Genomic DNA, 17,146 nt, shown 5'->3' with positions numbered 1-17,146 from the left:
TCGAACAAAAATACAAAACAATTGCGCTTTAATCCATTCAGTGCCGGATGTAAGGTCTGTTATACTGGGTACAAATCCCGGGGCAGGCCTTATTTGTTTAAACGGAAGAAATTAAAGCCCGGAACACATCGGAGGAATTCATATGTATCTGCACGGAACCAGCAAAATCAATGCCGCAGGGCATTTGGAAATCGGAGGCTGCGACGTTGTCGAATTGAAGCAAACGTACGGCACTCCGCTTTATATCATGGACGAAGAACTGATCCGCCGCCGTGCCCGCGAATATCGCCAAGCGTTCGAAGCGTCCGGTTTGACTTTCCAGGTTGCTTACGCAAGCAAAGCCTTTAGCACGCTAGCAATGTGCCGCATCGCCGACGAAGAAGGATTGTCGCTCGACGTGGTATCCGACGGCGAGCTGCATACCGCGCTGCAAGCCGGTTTCCCGGCGGATCGTATTCACTTCCACGGCAACAACAAAACACCGGACGAAATCGAAATGGCGCTGGATGCCAAAATCGGCTGCTTCGTGGCGGACAACTTTACGGAATTGCAAATGCTTCAGGCGATCGCGGCAGGCCGCGGCGTGAAGGTAAGCATTCTTCTCCGCGTAACGCCGGGTGTCGAAGCGCACACGCACGAGTATATTTCGACAGGCCAGACGGATTCGAAATTCGGTTTCGACATCCAAAACGGAACTGCGATCGAAGCGGTTAAAAAAGCCGCATCGCTGCCTAACCTGGAACTGCTGGGCCTGCACTCGCATATCGGTTCGCAAATCTTCGAGACGGACGGTTTCGAGATGGCGGTCGAGCGCGTAGCCGGGTTCGCCCGCGAAGTCAAAGAGCAGTCGGGCGTCGAATTCAAAGTCGTGAACCTGGGCGGCGGCTTCGGCATTCGTTACACGGAAGGCGATACGCCGTTGGAAGTAGCCGAGTATGTTAAAGCGATCACGGACGCGGTCAAAAAGCATTTTGCGGGAATCAGCGCGCAGCTGCCGCAGATTTGGGTAGAGCCGGGCCGCAGCATCGTAGGCGATGCGGGCACGACGCTGTACACGGTAGGCACGAGCAAAGACATCCCGGGCGTGCGCAAATACGTGGCGGTAGACGGCGGCATGACCGACAACCCGCGTCCGGCCCTGTATGAATCCAAGTACGAAGCGCTGCTGGCCAACCGTGCCGGCGATGCGAACGAAGAGACCGTATCTATTGCCGGCAAATGCTGCGAGAGCGGCGACATGCTGATCTGGGACGTGGAACTGCCGACGCCGAACAGCGGCGATCTGTTGGCCGTAGCCTGCACGGGCGCGTACAACTATGCGATGGCGAGCAACTACAACCGGATCCGCCGTCCGGCCGTCGTATTCGTCAAAGACGGCTCCAGCGACCTGATCGTTCGTCGCGAGAGCTTGGACAACATCACGGGCAACGACGTGATTCCGGCTCGCTTGGCGAAACAAGGGGTAGAAGCGAAGTAAGCGGCAGCTGCGAATGAGCGGCTTGGAAAGGGCGGCGAAAGCCGTCCTTTTTCGCAGGATTTCTTTGCGGCATGCTTTGCTTTGTTCGCCGGTTTCGGGTACACTGGTTAAGGTTGCCGAAGCACCCCGCCAGGCGGGAGCTTTTGGCCGAATCGCGCATTTATACGAAACTTAAGGAGATGAATTTGATGAAAAAAGGATATATCGAGCTTGAAAACGGCGGCAACGTCGAAATCGAATTTTACCCGGAAGAAGCACCGAACACGGTAGCGAACTTCGAGAAACTGGCAAACTCCGGTTTCTATAACGGCCTGTCTTTCCACCGCGTAATCCCGGGCTTCGTCGCTCAAGGCGGATGCCCGAACGGCACAGGAACCGGCGGCCCGGGCTGGCAGATCGACTGCGAGACTTCGACAAACACGACGAAGCATGCCAAAGGCGTTCTGTCGATGGCTCACGCGGGCAAAAACACCGGCGGCAGCCAATTCTTCATCTGCTACGGCCCTCAGCCTCACCTGGACGGCGTTCACACGGTGTTCGGTAAAGTTATCAGCGGCATGGAACTGATCGACGGCGTAAAACAAGGCGACAAAATGAAAGAAGTTAAGGTCGTAACGGAGTAATTTCTGTTTCGATAAAAGGCAGCGTTGGCGGAGTATATCTGCTTAGCGCTGCTTTTTTGTGCCGATTAAGCATGCTGCATCAAAGTTAACCGTTTTCGAAACAGATAGTGTATAGTTAACTTAACTACGTTTCGCACATCCGAACACACCCGAAAAAGGAGCTTTATCCCATGATGCATCGTATTTTTCAAGTCGGCTACGCCATTTTCTTCGTTATCGCGCTTCTCATGCTGCTCGTTCTCCCATGGCCTAACGGTACCGCCATGTATCCGTTCATGATCCTCGTCATCTGTGCCTGGGGATTTTGGTATTCCGGGAAAAAGCACAAATTCAGATCGGCGCCGCCCGCTCCAACGCCTAGCGTCAAGCGAAATCCGCATAACAAAGGCGGCTCGGCAGCACCGAAGTCGAACCAAAATCGGAAAAAGAAACGTTGATTCCGGATTTCGGTTAAGGCGCTTGCCGCAAATAAAAAAGAGGCTGTCTATCAAGCTAACGGCATAGCTTGATAGACAGCCTCTTTATTCATTGTCCAAATCATTCCAACAGCGCGCGTTCTTTTTCAGACCAGTCAGCCGGCGTCCGTATTTCGATCCGAGCGGCTTCCGTTTGCGCGGGAAAAGAAGCATCAACCGCGGTGACTCCTTTTCCGAAATACCGAATGATATCTCCTTTGGTAACCAATGAATAATCATCGCCCGGAATACGGACCCAGATTGCATTTTCGTTATTTTCGACCAATAGGGTATCGATAGCGCCATTCAAAATATCCTGTTTCTCCGCACTACCAACCAACAGAACGCGCCCATCCTGCTTGTCTATAACCACGCCGGAATTTCCTGCGCTTTCTGTCAATTGCCGTTCTACCTCAATTCTTGTCTCCGTTTCCGCCGAACAACCGCAAACGACTCCCAACAACAAAATCCCGCTCAAACAAAAAGCTTTCATGCCACCGCTCCTTAAAAAGATTAAACATTTTAAAGCTGATACTTATGCAACCTCAGATTGTCGAGAAAGTCAAACGTAACTGGAGGCGAGAAGACGGAGAGAGAAATTCAGTGAAATACAGGATTTCGAAGAAAACCTGCGGTGACATTCAGCATCATGTTGACGCCTTTGAACTTGGAAAACTACATCTTAAATTTCAATCCCGTTTTCCAAGTGAGACAGCGAATTGTGAAGCATTTCGAAGAAATGCACTTCGGAAGCGTATGCTGGCAATTTATCTCGCAGTCTTCTCGCTTCCCGCGCTACCGTAACTTTCGAGGGCAATTTGAGGATACTTAAGTATCCTATAAACATGTTCCTCTCCCCGTCATTGCAATTCTTTTTCAGCCGTGCTACCATCATAACGAATACCGTACTTCGGTAACTCACCTAGTGCTACAATAAAACACTCTTTCGGGGCGGGGCGAAATTCCCCACCGGCGGTGACGATCTTTTATTTTGCGTAAAAAGACCGAAGTCCGTGACCCGAACGGTTTCTTGCATGGAAGCCGCTCGGCTGACCTGGTGCAATTCCAGGACCGACAGTTAAAGTCTGGATGGGAGAAAGAGAAAACGAACCGTCGTATTTGCCGTAGGTACGTCTGTAAACATGCCAATATCCTTTGGTTTTTTCAGGCATACGTATAAGGAAGCGCGTCGCGTCTAAAATGAATCACGGCGGATTTGCTGTAGACATTTGTCAAAAGCTATTCGTATGTTTTTTCACATAGATGCGTAAACGTCCTTTCCGACACTGAGGCAGAAGCAAACACAGAACTCCGCATCGGAGCTTTCTGTTTGGTTTGCAATCCGAATTTTCGGCAAATACGTCAACTTTCGCTTTTCAATCCCAGGCCCCGCCTTTGGACGTTTGTCCAAATAGCGGGGCCTTTTTATACCCAAAAGAGAAGAAAAGGAGGAGAGCCATGTTTACCGGACTGGTCGAAGAAGTAGGCAGTCTCAGGCGCGCGGACCGTCGGGGAGAAGCGATGGTGCTGACTCTGGGCGCGAAGAAAGTGCTGGAAAACGTCGCGATCGGTGACAGTATCTCGGTGAACGGGGTTTGTTTGACCGTAACCAGTTACGAACGCGATTCGTTTACCGTTGACGTGATGCCGCAAACCTACCGCAGCAGCAACCTGAGTACGCTGGGCAGCGGAAGTCCTGTCAATCTGGAACGGGCATTGGCTGCAAACGGGCGCTTCGGCGGACATATCGTGCAAGGGCATGTCGACGGTACGGCGCAGATCGTCTCGATCGAGCGGGATCAGAATGCGGTACTGTTCACGTTCAAAGCCGACGATCCGCACATGATGCGTTATGTGATCGGCAAAGGTTCGATCGCGATCGACGGGATCAGCTTGACCGTAACGCATGCGGAGAACGGACATTTCGGCGTATCGATCATTCCGCATACCCTCGGCGAGACGGCATTGGCGCAAAAAAAAGCCGGAAGCTCCGTTAACGTCGAGTGCGATATTTTAGGCAAATACGTCGAGCATCTGCTCGGTTTCGGAAAAGCGGATCATGCGCAAGCCAAAACTTTCTCCGCGATCGACGAAAGCTTTTTATCCCGTCACGGTTTTGCTTGAGAAAAACGAAGGAGGAATCAAGATGGATGAACGGTTTGCATTCGATCCCATCGACGACGCGCTGGCCGACCTCAAAGCCGGCAAGATCGTATTGGTCGTCGACGACGAAGATCGGGAGAACGAAGGCGACTTTATCGCTTTGGCCGATCGGGTAACGCCGGAGGTCATCAACTTCATGATTACGGAAGGGCGCGGGCTCGTCTGCCTGCCGATTACGCGCGAACGGGCGGCCAAGCTGGAGCTTGAACCGATGACGGCGCGCAATACGGATTTCCACGGTACGGCGTTCACGGTATCGGTCGACCACGTCAAAACGACGACCGGCATCTCGGCGCATGAACGGGCCATAACGGCTCAAGCGATCATAAGTTCGGATACGACGGCCGACGACTTCCGTCGCCCCGGCCATATGTTCCCGCTGATCGCCAAAGACGGCGGCGTGCTGCGGCGTGCCGGTCATACCGAAGCGGCGGTCGACCTGGCACGGCTCAGCGGCGCGGAACCGGCGGGCGTGATCTGCGAAGTCATCAAGGAAGACGGTTCGATGGCGCGTTTGCCCGATCTTGTCCAACTTGCGAAAAAGTGGGGCATGAAACTGATCAGCATCAAGGACTTGATCCATTACCGCAGCGAAAAAGAACAATTGGTCCGGCGCGAAGTCGAAGTGCGGCTGCCGACGGACTTCGGCGAATTCCGCGCCGTCGCGTACAGCAACAAGATCGACGACAAGGAGCATATCGCATTGGTCAAAGGAGAGATCGATCCGGAGCACCCCGTTCTGGTCCGCGTGCATTCCGAATGCCTGACCGGCGACGTTTTCCATTCCCATCGCTGCGATTGCGGACCGCAGTTCGACGCGGCGATGCGGCAGATCGAGGCGGAAGGCAGCGGCGTGCTGCTGTATATGCGCCAGGAAGGCCGCGGGATCGGGCTGATCAACAAGCTCAAAGCGTATAAGCTTCAAGAAGAAGGATTGGATACCGTCGACGCGAATTTGGCGCTCGGTTTCGCGGCGGACCTGCGCGAGTACGGCATCGGCGCGCAAATTCTAAGCGATCTCGGCGTGCGCAAAATCCGTCTGCTGACCAACAACCCTCGCAAGATCAAAGGCTTGCAAGGACACGGCCTGGAGATGACGGAACGCGTGCCGATCCAGATGCCGGAGAATATCGACAACAGCGGGTATTTGCACGCCAAGCAGTCCAAGTTGGGGCATCTGATGAATTTCGGCGAAGGTCAATCCGCTGCCGGAGCGACGGCGGGAGAATTGGAACCGTTGGAGCAGAACGAAGCGATGCTTGCGGCGGATCGTGAAATCAAGTCAAGAAATTTGTAAAACGAAGGCTACAAACCGGTCAATCTGGTATACAATAGACAAAGGATGGTTGATGACAAATGGCAAATGTATTCGAAGGACACTTGGTATCGCAGGGATATAAGTTCGGGATCGTCGTAGGACGTTTTAACGAGTTCATCACGTCGAAGCTGCTGACGGGCGCATTGGACGCGCTCAAGCGTCACGGCGCGGAGGATGACGACGTGGACGTAGCCTGGGTTCCGGGCGCGTTCGAGATTCCGTTGATCGCGCAGAAAATGGCGGAAAGCGGCAAGTACGACGCGGTCATTACGCTGGGTACCGTGATTCGCGGTTCGACGACGCATTACGATTATGTCTGCAACGAAGTGGCGAAGGGCGTGTCCGCGATCAATTTGAAAACGGGCGTTCCGACGATCTTCGGCCTCGTCACCACCGAAAATATCGAACAGGCGATCGAGCGTGCGGGAACCAAAGCCGGCAACAAAGGCTGGGATTCGGCGCTTGCCGCGCTTGAAATGGCCAGCCTGAGCCGTCAATTCGAAGGCTGACCGTTCGCAATACAGGCGGAGGGGAAACGGCTTGACTGTACTTTATAAACTGGAAACGTTCGAAGGTCCGCTCGACCTGCTGTTGCACTTGATCGACAAGGCGGAGATCGATATTCAGCAGATCTCCATCAACGAGATTACGGGGCAATACATGGAGTACCTGCGCAGCATGCAGGAGCTTGAGCTGGAAGTGACGAGCGAATTTCTCGTGATGGCGGCGACGCTGCTCTCGATCAAGAGCAAACTGCTGCTGCCCAAACCTCCGGTCATGGATATGGATGAATATGATTTCTACGAAGAGGAAGAACCCGATCCGCGGGAAGACCTGATACGCAGGTTGACCGAATATCGGAAGTATAAAAGCATTGCCGGCCTGCTGCACGAAAAGGAGCATGAGCGCGGTCGCATTTATATCCGTGAGCCGGACGATCTGGCCCCTTTCCTGCCGGAAGAAGCATTGAATCCGCTGGAAGGCTTGCATGTGGACGATCTGGTATCGGCACTTCAGCGCGCGCTTGCGCGGGCGGATCGCAAACCGGTCGTAACCCGGATACGCCGCGACGAGATTTCGGTCAGGGATCGGATGCGGGAACTCGAAGGAGCGCTGCGCGGCGCGGGACCGGGTGGGCGAATATTATTTTCTAGCGTGTTGAACGAGCGAATGTACAGACAGGAGATCGTCGTGACGTTCCTCGCCGTACTCGAACTGATGAAGATGAAGCAGGTGAGCTGCTATCAGGATCGGCTGTTCGACGACATCGTAATGGAGTGGAGAGGGGAAACGGCGTCAAATGGATTTGCAGACGTTGAAGTCGATTATTGAAGGACTCCTGTTTTTGGCGGGAGATGAAGGCTTGACCGTAAGGCAGATTGCCGAAATTACGGAAAGCAAGCCGAGTGAAGCACAAAAAGCAGTCGAAAGTTTGCAGCGCGATCTGCGCAAGTCGCTTCGCGGCGTGCGCGTCACCAAGTTGGCGGGAGCCTACCATTTGACAACGCTGCCCGAGCATTCGGAATACTTCGAACGCTTGGCGTACTCGCCGTCCCGGGCGACCTTGTCGCAGGCGGCGCTGGAGACGTTGGCTATCGTGGCTTATCGCCAGCCGATTACGCGGATCGAGATCGAAGAGATTCGGGGCGTGAAGTCCGAGAGGGCGATTCATACCCTTACCAATAAGAATTTGATTGTAGAGACGGGTCGCGCCGATGCGATCGGAAGACCGATCTTGTACGGGACAACGAAGCCGTTTCTTGATCATTTCGGATTGGGCGGGCTGGAAGAATTACCGGATGCGTCTGCTTTCGAAGCAATGGTCATCTCGGAAGAGGAAGAGCGGTTGTTGTTCGGAAGTGCGGATTCTGCTGCATTGACGGATAAGGAAGAACTTCCTTCAGAAGAAGGCGAGCTTGCAGATCGTTTAGAAGAAGGGTTTCACCAAGACGAGCAGTGATAGGCGTGCGCTAGTCTAATGGAACTGAGGATGTCATTGAGGCCTTTCCCCGCACAGGGGGAGGGCCTCAATATGTTAACCGCCATAACCGCTTCACTTGTCGTGACCGTGTTTCGCCAAAACATGGCGAATCCGTGAAAACATGGATCGTTTGCGCTTGTGATTTTACGTAGGTATGGGTATGATGAAAGATGAGGTGACTGGATGACTATGGAACGATTACAGAAAATTTTGGCCCAGGCAGGCGTGGCTTCGAGACGGAAATGCGAGGAGCTCATTTTGGCGGGCAAGGTTGAGGTTAACGGCGAAGTCGTAACGACGCTCGGAACCAAAGCCGATCCGGACGCCGACGAGATTACGGTCAGCGGACGGGCAATCAAGGCACAACAAAAGCTTTATCTGATGCTTAATAAGCCGAAGGGCGTCATTACGAGCGCAACCGACCCGGAAGGCCGCAAGGTCGTAACCGATTACATCAAAGGAATCAAGGAACGCGTGTATCCGGTCGGCCGTTTGGATTACGATTCGGAAGGACTTCTGCTGCTGACCAACGACGGGGAATTGGCGCAATTGCTGACGCACCCGAGCCATCACGTGCCGAAGACTTATCTGGCAACCGTGGAAGGCATTCCGCACGGAGACTCCTTGGAAAAGCTGCGAAAAGGCATCCAGCTCGAAGACGGGATGACCGCTCCGGCCGATCTTGATTATTACGACGTGGATCAGGCGAAAAAGCAGGCTACGATCCGGATCACCATTTATGAAGGCAAGAACCGTCAGGTTCGCCGGATGTTCGATGCGATCTCGCACCCGGTTAAGCGTCTGAAACGTATCGCGATGGGCAATCTGTATTTGCAGAACCTGAAGCGCGGTTTGCATCGACCTCTGACTAAGAGCGAGATTAACGAGCTCAGACAGCTTCTGGATAAAAAGAACGACTGAGACAAGTACTAAGGCTTCATTTTAAATAGAACGGATCTTGATCGGGTGTGCCGCAGCGGGACAGATCCGCCATCCCCGGCATGCCGTAGACGAAAGGATTGTTGCAGCGTGGCTGATCAAAAAGAGCGAATTCTCGTGGTGGACGACGAAGAGAGAATCCGGCGTCTGCTTCGTATGTACTTGGAAAAAGAAGGCTATGAAATCGATGAGGCGGAAGACGGAGAGACTGCTTTGCAAAAAGCGACCGAGGGCGACTACACGCTCGTTATTCTCGACGTGATGCTGCCGGGCATCGACGGAGTAGAGGTCTGTGCACGTTTGCGCCAAGTCAAATCGACCCCGGTGTTGATGCTGACTGCCAAAGGCGAAGAAGTGAACCGCGTTCAAGGCTTCGAAGTCGGCGCCGACGATTATGTCGTCAAACCGTTCAGTCCGCGCGAAGTCATCTACCGGGTGAAGGCGATTCTGCGTCGTTCTTCGGCAACGGCTTATCTGACGAAGGAAAGCGGTACAAGCAACAACATCGTATTCCCGCATCTGACGATCGAGCATGACGCGCACCGCGTTTTGGCCGGAGGCCATGAAGTAAGTCTGACGCCGAAAGAATACGAGCTGCTGCACTATCTGGCCGTTTCTCCGGATAAAGTATTTTCGCGCGAGGAATTGCTGAAGGATGTGTGGAATTACGAGTTCTTCGGCGATTTGCGCACCGTCGATACGCATGTCAAACGTCTGCGCGAGAAGCTGAACAAAGTCTCTCCGGACTCGGCGTCCATGATTACCACGGTATGGGGCGTCGGTTATAAACTTGAGGTTCCGAAGTAAGATGGCAGGCTGGAGAGAAGGAGTAGGCACGCTATGGCGAACATTGGTCGGCAAGCTCTGGCTGACGATCATTGCGCTCGTCGCCTGCGTGCTGCTGACTCTTGGTTTTTTTCTGATTCCGTACGTCGATATTACCTTCGCCAATTCTGCGGCCGTCAAGCGCATGCTGATCTACGTGGGAATCGTTGGATTCTCCATGACGACCGTGTTTGCGCTTTTTTTGCTGAAAAAAATTACGCAGCCGATGCGTCAACTGATCGATGCCGCGGACTCCGTGCGTCAAGGGGACTACGGAACAAGAGTCCATGTTGAAGCTCATGACGAGATCGGCGAGCTGGCAAGCACTTTTAACCTAATGGCAGCGAGGCTGGAAGAAAATATCCGTGACCTGAACATTGAAAAGGAACAATTGGCAGGCGTACTGCGCAGCATGAGCGATGCCATGATTACCTTTAACCGCGAGGGAGAGGTGCAGCTGACCAATCCTGCGGGCCAACGCTTGCTTGAAGATTGGAAAGCGATCAGTTGGGAGGAAGAACGGGAAGCGGTCGCAGTCTCCTCTTCCCGGATTCCCGAGCCGCTATATCCGCTATTCGATCAGGTCAGAACGACGCTCGAAGACCGAAGCGCCAATGTTCTCGTCAGGCAAAGCGTATGGGCCGTCAATATGGCGCCGTTATTCCTCGACAATGAGGTTCGGGGGGCTGTTGCCGTTCTGCGCGATGTGACTGAAGCCATGAATATGGAAAAGATGCGCAAGGATTTTGTCGCCAACGTCTCGCACGAAATTCGTACCCCGTTATCCATGATGCAAGGATACAGCGAAGCTCTGCTTGACGGATTTGCGGATTCGCCGGAGGAGCAGGGCGAACTGCTGCATGTCATTCACGACGAATCGTTGCGAATGGGTCGTCTGGTCAAGGATCTGTTGGACTTGGCGCGAATGGAAGCAGGGCACACCGACATTTCGCGTGAGCGCGTCGATATCGGCGAGTTGGTGGAACGAGTCTATCGCAAATTCGCTGTTCGTGCCAAGGAAGACGAGCTGGACTTCAGTTTGGAACGAGAAGAAGAAGACTTGGTGCTGGAACAGGCGGACGAAGATCGTTTGGAACAAGTGGTCACCAATCTGCTGGATAATGCTTTTCGCCATACGCCGTCCGGACGCAAGGTTACGATTGCGGTCAAGCCTACGATTACCGACGGGGATGCTTTGACGATCTATGTGGCTGACGAAGGTCACGGAATCCCGGCTGAAGACGTCCCTTATATTTTCGAGCGTTTCTACAAAGCCGATAAAGCAAGAACGAGAGCGGCTTCGAGCGGAACGGGGCTGGGTCTTGCCATTGTCAAAAACATTGTGGATGCGCACGGTGGACGCATTCAGGTGGAAAGCGTGGTCGGAGAAGGAACCAAATTCCGCGTGATCCTTCCCAAAAACGGTCGAAGCCTATAAAATCGCTGCGATATCCGAATCGAAAGAACAGGTTCGACAATGAACATGCTGGAGCAATTCCGGCATGTTTTCTTTATCACGGAAAGGATGGGCATGATGAACGGTACTTATATATTGGCTTTGGATCAGGGAACTACCAGTTCTCGGGCAATCCTCTTCGATGAGGAGGCGCGTCCGGTGGCGATCGGGCAGCGGACCTTCGCGCAGAGTTTCCCAAACCCCGGCGAAGTCGAGCATGATCCGGATGAAATTTGGGAAAGTCAGCTCGAAGCGGCTAGGGAAGCGTTATCAACTTCAGGTGTTGGGCCTGGGCAGATTGCTTCGATCGGGATTACCAACCAGCGGGAGACGACCCTGGTATGGGATCGGGATACGGGACGACCGATCGGTCCGGCGATCGTTTGGCAAGACCGCCGTACAGCGTCAATCTGCGAGGACTTGAAGAAAAAAGGACTGGAGCCTTATATCCGCGAAACGACGGGATTAGTGGTGGATGCCTATTTTTCGGCGACTAAGATAGCCTGGATGCTGGAACATATTCCGGGCGCGCGCGAGCGGGCAGAGGCCGGAGAATTGCTGGCAGGAACCGTCGACACGTGGTTAATCTGGAAGCTGACCGGCGGACGTTCTCATGTCACCGACGTGACTAACGCGTCGCGTACGATGCTGTTCGATATCGGTCGACTAACATGGGACGAAAAATTACTTTCAGAGTTGAATATTCCCGCTTCGATGCTTCCCGCCGTCTTGATGTCCGGAGCTGATTTCGGCAAGACGCTTCCGGAATGGTTTGGCGGCGTCGAAATTCCTATTGCTTCCGTACTCGGCGATCAACAGGCTGCTTTGTTCGGCCATGCTTGCGTAGAAGCGGGTCATGCCAAAAACACGTACGGAACAGGTTGTTTTATCTTGTTGAATACAGGCAGCGAGCGCGTAAGCTCCACGCACGGCCTATTATCTACCATCGCCTGGGGTTGGCGTGACGAATTGCATTATGCGCTGGAAGGCAGCGTGTTCGTTGCCGGAGCGGCGGTTGAATGGTTAAAAGACGGCCTGAATTTGATCGAAGACCCTACAGAATCCGAACAATTGGCAGCAAGCGTCGAGGATTCCGGCGGCGTGGTGATCGTGCCGGCATTTACAGGGCTGGGTGCGCCTTATTGGGACATGTATGCGCGGGGAGCCATATTCGGGCTGACACGCGGAACGCAGCCCGGGCACATCGCCCGTGCCACGTTGGAGTCTCTCGCTTTGCAAACGCGGGACGTCATGAACGCGATGGAAAAGGACTCCCGCATTCCGCTTCGCGAATTGCGCGTGGATGGCGGCGCTGTACGCAATAACATTCTGATGCAATTTCAGGCGGACATTCTGGGGTTGGAGGTCGTGCGTACCGGACAAACGGAAACGACGGCGCTCGGTGCAGCCATGCTGGCAGGTTTGCATTGCGGGCTTTGGGAGCGGGATCAATTTCGTTCGTTCAACCCGCCCGCGGCCCATTTCCGACCGGAGATGGAGGCAGAGCAGCGGGAGAAGCGATATCGCCGTTGGCAGAATGCGATCGAGCGGACTCGCGGCTGGGAAAAGCCGGAGGCTTAAATGAAAAAGAAGCTGTACGCGCCGTAAGGCCTGCGGACAGCTTCTTTTTTAAGAATATCGAGCGGACTTCCGGTGAATTTAAAGCGTAATTTCCTGAGCCGAGTTGATTGCGGGAAGACCCACAAGTTCAGTCAGTACGTTTTTCGGTACTTCTTTATCCACGCTTAGCAGCATAACCGCTTCGCCGCCGACGACTTTCCGTCCCACCTGCATCGTCGCGATATTGACGTCGTTGCCGCCGAGCAGCGTACCCATGCTGCCGATGATGCCCGGTTGGTCATTGTGGGAGATCAGCAGCAGGTGGCTGTCCGGCGCAGAGTCGATCGGGAATTCGTTGACTTGAACGATCCGTTCGCCGTAACCGTACAGCAGCGTACCGGATACCGAACGCTGTTGGTCGTCTTGCTCGACAAGCGTAACGGTAATCAGGTTCGTGAAGCCTTTTGTCGTGGACGAGCTGTTCACCTGAATATTCAAATCACGGATTTTGGCCAAATGCAGCGAGTTGACGATGTTGACTTCACTGCCCAGATGACGGGAGAGCACGCCTTTGATAATGTAACGGGTCAGCGGCTGCACATCGACTTCCGACAATTCGCCGGCATATTCGATACGAATCGATTTCACGGCTGCCGTAGTCAATTGGGAAGCGAAGCTGCCGAGCTTTTCGCCGATCGAGAAGTACGGTTGCAGCTTATTCATGACGCTGCTGGCCACAGGCGGCATATTGACGGCGTTTTTGAACGGCTCGTCGCGCAAAATATGCAGCACTTGCTCGGATACGTCGATCGCAACGTTCTCTTGGGCTTCGACGGTCGAAGCGCCCAAGTGAGGCGTAACGATGATTTTAGGGTTGTTCAGGAACGGGTGATCCGGAGCCGGCGGTTCTTGTTCGAATACGTCAAACGCCGCGCCGGCCACGATTCCTTGATCAATCGCTTCGACGAGCGCCGCTTCGTCCACGACGCCGCCGCGGGCACAGTTGATGATACGCATGCCTTTTTTCATGACCGCGAATTGAGCCGTCGAAATCATATGTTTAGTTTCCGGCGTCAATGGGGTATGAACGGTAATGAAGTCTGCGTTTTTGACGATATCGTCAACGCTGGAAAGCTTCACGCCTTGTTTTTCCGCGCGTTCTTCGGTCAGGAACGGATCGTAGCCGAGAATATCCATTCCGAACGCTTTGGCACGCTTGGCCACTTCGCTGCCGATCCGACCCATGCCGAGCACGCCCAGCTTTTTGTTGCGCAGTTCAACGCCGAGGAATTTGCGATCCCACTCGCCGCCGACTGTTTTGGCATAAGCTTGAGGAATATGACGAGCCAGTGCCATCATCATGGCAAAAGCATGTTCACAGGTCGTAATCGTGTTGCCGTCCGGAGCGTTGATGACGATAATCCCGCGTCCGGTTGCGGCCGGAAGGTCGATGTTGTCGACGCCTACGCCTGCGCGGCCTACGACTTTAAGCCGTGTGCCCGCGGTCATGATCGCTTCGGTTACTTTGGTTTGGCTGCGCACGAGGAGTGCGTCATACTCGCCGATAATTTCGATTAATTCGGACTCGGAAAGCCCCGTCTTTTTGTCCACTTGCACATCTGCGGCTTCCGCCAGTTGCTGAATTCCCAAATCGCTGATCGGATCGGATACCAATACTTTAAACATCGTCATTTTCCTCCCTTATTCGGTACGCTGTACATTGCAAGTCAAGCCAATATGTTCAAGGAACCGGTCCGCGCCTGCGGAACGTCCGAAAAACCAACTATTCTACCGATTACAATATTGCAATAACGGAAAGACGCGTTGCTGTAGCAGAGGACGGGTCTGAGCAAAAGAGGCGGCTCGCAAAATGCTTCCACAAAAAAAGACTCCCGTCCTCATACCGATAGTACGGTAAAGGGACGAGAGTCTCGCGGTGCCACCCTAATTCGCCGAACCTTTGCAGGCTGCGGCCTTAGCGGGTCGGAAAATCCGACCCTTCACGGTAACGGCGTGACACCGGCTGCGCCTACGCCGCAAGATGCGGAATCGGACAGACGCTCGGGAGCGCTCGGGAACGGATCGCCATACCGGTTCGCACCAACCACCGGCTCTCTGAAATGTACGGGTCCGTTCGTTCTCCTTCAAAGCGTTTCGCTCAGGTTAATTTTTTCATACTTTAACACAAGGTTACACGGAGTGTCAACGGGTAAAACAAATTCGGATTTTACGAATGATAAAACCGGAAAATTCGTTTTCTATCGATAAATGAAGACCGAATTCCGATCATTAAAGATATAATGACGGAATGCGTACGTATTTTCGAATGCCTGAATTCCGGATTGGGAGGTCTTCTGCCTAGGGGGAGAAAAGGGCTATCTCCTGGGGTAGAACTTGATTACGTCTATTCTTTTCGTTATCATTTGATTAGAAATCCGCTTTCTAAATTGCAGGTACTAAGGAACAAAACCATGACAAATAAAAAGAAGAACAAAAGCAGGCGGGCTCAGGTGCAGCTTACGGATCGGTTATTGCTGATCAATCTTTATTTAACCCAAGGGTTAACTCTGCTGGTCGGCACGGTTTGGATACTGCTGCAGGGTCGAAATCCTTTGGAGTTACTGGTTCTGCCGGAAAGTCCGACGTTCCTCTATTGGGGACTTGGATTGGCTGTCGTCATGTTTTTGATCGACTTTTTGATGACGCTTTGGGGCCGCGAAGAAGATATGGACGACGGCGGGATCAATGCCCTATTATTTCGCAATCGCCCGATATGGCATATTTTCGCGATTGCGGCGATTGTATCGATTTGCGAAGAGTTATTGTTCCGGGGAGCGCTTCAGTATCATCTTGGCCTCTACTGGACAAGTATTCTTTTCGCAGTCATCCATATCCGTTATTTGCGGCATTGGCTGCCGACGGCATGGGTGTTTGCCAGCAGTTACGGATTGGGCTGGATTTACTTGCAGTCCGGCACGTTGTGGGCACCGATCGTTTGTCATTTTTTGATTGATTTTATTTCGGGCATCATGATTAAACGGAGGGAACAAAAGGAACAATGAGCGAACGTTTAAGCCGCATGGATCGGCATCCGAGCACAAGGAAGAAGCGCCGCAAGCGCCCGTCGTTCAAGCAGGAGTGGCAGGATAATCAGAGGAAACTGTCGGATACGACCGTATTGAGGCTTTCGGTTCCCGAGAATCGTAAAGGGGCCGTATCGCCAGAGCCAGTTCCCCAGACGCCTTCGGTAAGGTTGTCTGCGGCCTCGCGTGTCTCAGAGCGTCCTAGGTTAAGGGAAACTGCTGCAGCGTCCGGCGTGAACGAGACGGAGCCGGAGGAAGAACTTCCGCCGCGCAGCGTGTTGTATCCGTCGGGCCGGATTCGGCTGACCAAATGGTTTTACGAAACGCTGATCTTGCTGTTTCTAATACTGCTCGGGACGCTGCTATGGTGGGGAACCCAGGCGACAGGAGTGAAATTGCCGTGGCAATGAAATTTGGTTGGAAACAAGCTCTGGCAGCAGCGGCGGGCGCCGCTGCCGGCCTGGGCGTACATATGGTGAAGGAGGCGATGGCTTTCCGCGTCGTGCACGAAGACGTGCACATTCCGGGATTGCCCGCAGCCTTCGACGGCTATCGCGTGTATTTCATCGCGGATATTCACCGTCGGGCTTTGCCCGAAGCGGAGATTGCCGCATTGAAAGGCAAAGCGGATATCGTTTGGATTGCCGGGGATTTGACCGATCGCGGCGTGCCTGAAGAGCGTACGCGCGCCAATATGCGCATGCTGCGCGATCTGGGACCGGCATATGCCGTCTACGGGAATCACGACTACGAAGCCTATATGCCGAACATGGAGAAGCTGGATCGATTGCTTGAAGACTGCGGGGTCAAGCCGCTCGGCAGCAAAAACGTTCCGCTCCATCGCGGGGGAAGCACGATTTGGCTCGCCGGAATCGATGATTTGGGTCCCGCAGGCATGTGGCGCGGAGATCCGCGCATTCGCCGCGACGATTGCGTGATCGTGCTGATGCACGATCCCAAGTGGGTGGTGGCGCTGCGTCGGATCTCGGCTAACTACGCTTTTGCGGGCCATACCCACGGCGGACAAATCAGTCTTCCGTTAGTCGGTCCGGCGGCGTCAAAGCCGTTTTACAAGACCTATCTGGATGGCACGCACTTTATCGATTCCGAAGACGGCGGCATGACGGGACTGCGTATCACGCGGGGAATCGGCACAAGCCATTTTCCGTTGCGTCTGGGCTCACCGGCCGAGACCCATTTGATTACGCTGCGCAGTTCGCCGCCGTTGCAAAAGTAAACGGAATGAGCAGAGATGGAAAAAGCCGT

At 53.7% G+C, this 17,146-nt stretch carries 17 protein-coding genes and 1 riboswitch; of the genes, 15 read left to right on the top strand and 2 right to left on the bottom strand.

Annotated features, from left to right (window positions below; genetic code table 11):
* Positions 1–142 precede the first annotated feature (142 nt).
* The 3 genes from lysA (at position 143) to HRQ63_RS05100 (ending at position 2,537) form a co-directional block, all read left to right on the top strand.
* The gene (gene lysA, locus HRQ63_RS05110; RefSeq protein WP_172240021.1) at positions 143–1,477 is read left to right on the top strand and encodes a diaminopimelate decarboxylase; all 1,335 of its coding nucleotides are present in this window, start codon (positions 143–145) and stop codon (positions 1,475–1,477) included.
* A gap of 188 nt (positions 1,478–1,665) precedes the next feature.
* Positions 1,666–2,100, top strand: a complete 435-nt coding sequence (locus HRQ63_RS05105; protein ID WP_172240018.1) for a peptidylprolyl isomerase — start codon at positions 1,666–1,668, stop codon at positions 2,098–2,100.
* Between the two features lie 170 nt (positions 2,101–2,270).
* Positions 2,271–2,537, top strand: coding sequence for a hypothetical protein (locus HRQ63_RS05100; protein WP_037289310.1), 267 nt, complete (start codon positions 2,271–2,273; stop codon positions 2,535–2,537).
* Positions 2,538–2,637: 100 nt separating this feature from the next.
* Here HRQ63_RS05100 and HRQ63_RS05095 read toward each other — a convergent pair whose 3' ends face one another.
* Positions 2,638–3,048, bottom strand: a complete 411-nt coding sequence (locus HRQ63_RS05095; protein WP_172240016.1) for a DUF3221 domain-containing protein — start codon at positions 3,046–3,048, stop codon at positions 2,638–2,640.
* Positions 3,049–3,493: 445 nt separating this feature from the next.
* Positions 3,494–3,660, top strand: a riboswitch (FMN riboswitch).
* A 353-nt stretch (positions 3,661–4,013) separates the two neighbouring features.
* On the opposite strand from HRQ63_RS05095, the gene ribE reads away from it, so the two are divergent.
* The 9 genes from ribE to glpK all read left to right on the top strand — a co-directional run bounded on the left by ribE (position 4,014) and on the right by glpK (position 12,818).
* Positions 4,014–4,679, top strand: coding sequence for a riboflavin synthase (ribE, locus tag HRQ63_RS05090; protein WP_172240013.1), 666 nt, complete (start codon positions 4,014–4,016; stop codon positions 4,677–4,679).
* Positions 4,680–4,701: 22 nt separating this feature from the next.
* Positions 4,702–6,015 (top strand): bifunctional 3,4-dihydroxy-2-butanone-4-phosphate synthase/GTP cyclohydrolase II, encoded by a 1,314-nt coding sequence (locus tag HRQ63_RS05085; RefSeq protein WP_172240010.1) that lies wholly within the window; start codon positions 4,702–4,704, stop codon positions 6,013–6,015.
* Positions 6,016–6,074: 59 nt separating this feature from the next.
* Complete coding sequence (gene ribH / locus HRQ63_RS05080) at positions 6,075–6,545, top strand: 6,7-dimethyl-8-ribityllumazine synthase (protein ID WP_172240007.1); 471 nt, start codon at positions 6,075–6,077, stop codon at positions 6,543–6,545.
* A 31-nt stretch (positions 6,546–6,576) separates the two neighbouring features.
* The gene (locus tag HRQ63_RS05075; RefSeq protein WP_172240004.1) at positions 6,577–7,368 is read left to right on the top strand and encodes a segregation and condensation protein A; all 792 of its coding nucleotides are present in this window, start codon (positions 6,577–6,579) and stop codon (positions 7,366–7,368) included.
* The gene (scpB, locus tag HRQ63_RS05070; protein ID WP_172240001.1) at positions 7,337–7,996 is read left to right on the top strand and encodes an SMC-Scp complex subunit ScpB; all 660 of its coding nucleotides are present in this window, start codon (positions 7,337–7,339) and stop codon (positions 7,994–7,996) included. The genes HRQ63_RS05075 and scpB overlap by 32 nt, the downstream gene beginning before the upstream one ends.
* A 210-nt stretch (positions 7,997–8,206) precedes the next feature.
* Entirely contained in the window at positions 8,207–8,938 is a 732-nt protein-coding gene (locus tag HRQ63_RS05065; protein WP_172239998.1) for a pseudouridine synthase, read from the top strand.
* A 108-nt stretch (positions 8,939–9,046) separates the two neighbouring features.
* On the top strand, positions 9,047–9,763 hold the full coding sequence (locus HRQ63_RS05060) for a response regulator transcription factor (protein ID WP_037289300.1): 717 nt from the start codon (positions 9,047–9,049) through the stop codon (positions 9,761–9,763).
* A 1-nt stretch (position 9,764) separates the two neighbouring features.
* A complete protein-coding gene (locus tag HRQ63_RS05055; protein ID WP_172239995.1) occupies positions 9,765–11,219 on the top strand; it encodes a HAMP domain-containing sensor histidine kinase in 1,455 nt (484 codons plus the stop codon).
* Between the two features lie 96 nt (positions 11,220–11,315).
* Positions 11,316–12,818, top strand: coding sequence for a glycerol kinase GlpK (glpK, locus tag HRQ63_RS05050; protein ID WP_172240641.1), 1,503 nt, complete (start codon positions 11,316–11,318; stop codon positions 12,816–12,818).
* A gap of 78 nt (positions 12,819–12,896) precedes the next feature.
* On the opposite strand, the gene serA is transcribed toward glpK, so the two are convergent.
* A complete protein-coding gene (gene serA / locus HRQ63_RS05045; RefSeq protein WP_172239993.1) occupies positions 12,897–14,483 on the bottom strand; it encodes a phosphoglycerate dehydrogenase in 1,587 nt (528 codons plus the stop codon).
* A 785-nt stretch (positions 14,484–15,268) separates the two neighbouring features.
* On the opposite strand from serA, the gene HRQ63_RS05040 reads away from it, so the two are divergent.
* Genes HRQ63_RS05040 through HRQ63_RS05030 form a run of 3 tightly spaced genes read left to right on the top strand, consistent with a single transcriptional unit; the run spans position 15,269 to position 17,117 of the window.
* Positions 15,269–15,859, top strand: a complete 591-nt coding sequence (locus HRQ63_RS05040) for a CPBP family intramembrane glutamic endopeptidase (protein ID WP_172239990.1) — start codon at positions 15,269–15,271, stop codon at positions 15,857–15,859.
* Positions 15,856–16,290: a hypothetical protein gene (locus HRQ63_RS05035; protein ID WP_172239987.1), complete on the top strand. Its 435-nt coding sequence runs from the start codon at positions 15,856–15,858 to the stop codon at positions 16,288–16,290. The genes HRQ63_RS05040 and HRQ63_RS05035 overlap by 4 nt, the downstream gene beginning before the upstream one ends.
* Positions 16,287–17,117, top strand: a complete 831-nt coding sequence (locus HRQ63_RS05030) for a metallophosphoesterase (RefSeq protein ID WP_229714103.1) — start codon at positions 16,287–16,289, stop codon at positions 17,115–17,117. Before HRQ63_RS05035 ends, HRQ63_RS05030 begins: the two co-directional genes overlap by 4 nt.
* The last annotated feature ends 29 nt before the right edge of the window (positions 17,118–17,146 follow it).

This window comes from Saccharibacillus endophyticus, from assembly GCF_013185185.1.
GTDB classification, from domain to species: domain Bacteria; phylum Bacillota; class Bacilli; order Paenibacillales; family Paenibacillaceae; genus Saccharibacillus; species Saccharibacillus endophyticus.
The sequence above is the reverse complement of the archived record's forward strand: the minus strand, read 5'-3'. Positions and strand labels throughout refer to the sequence as shown.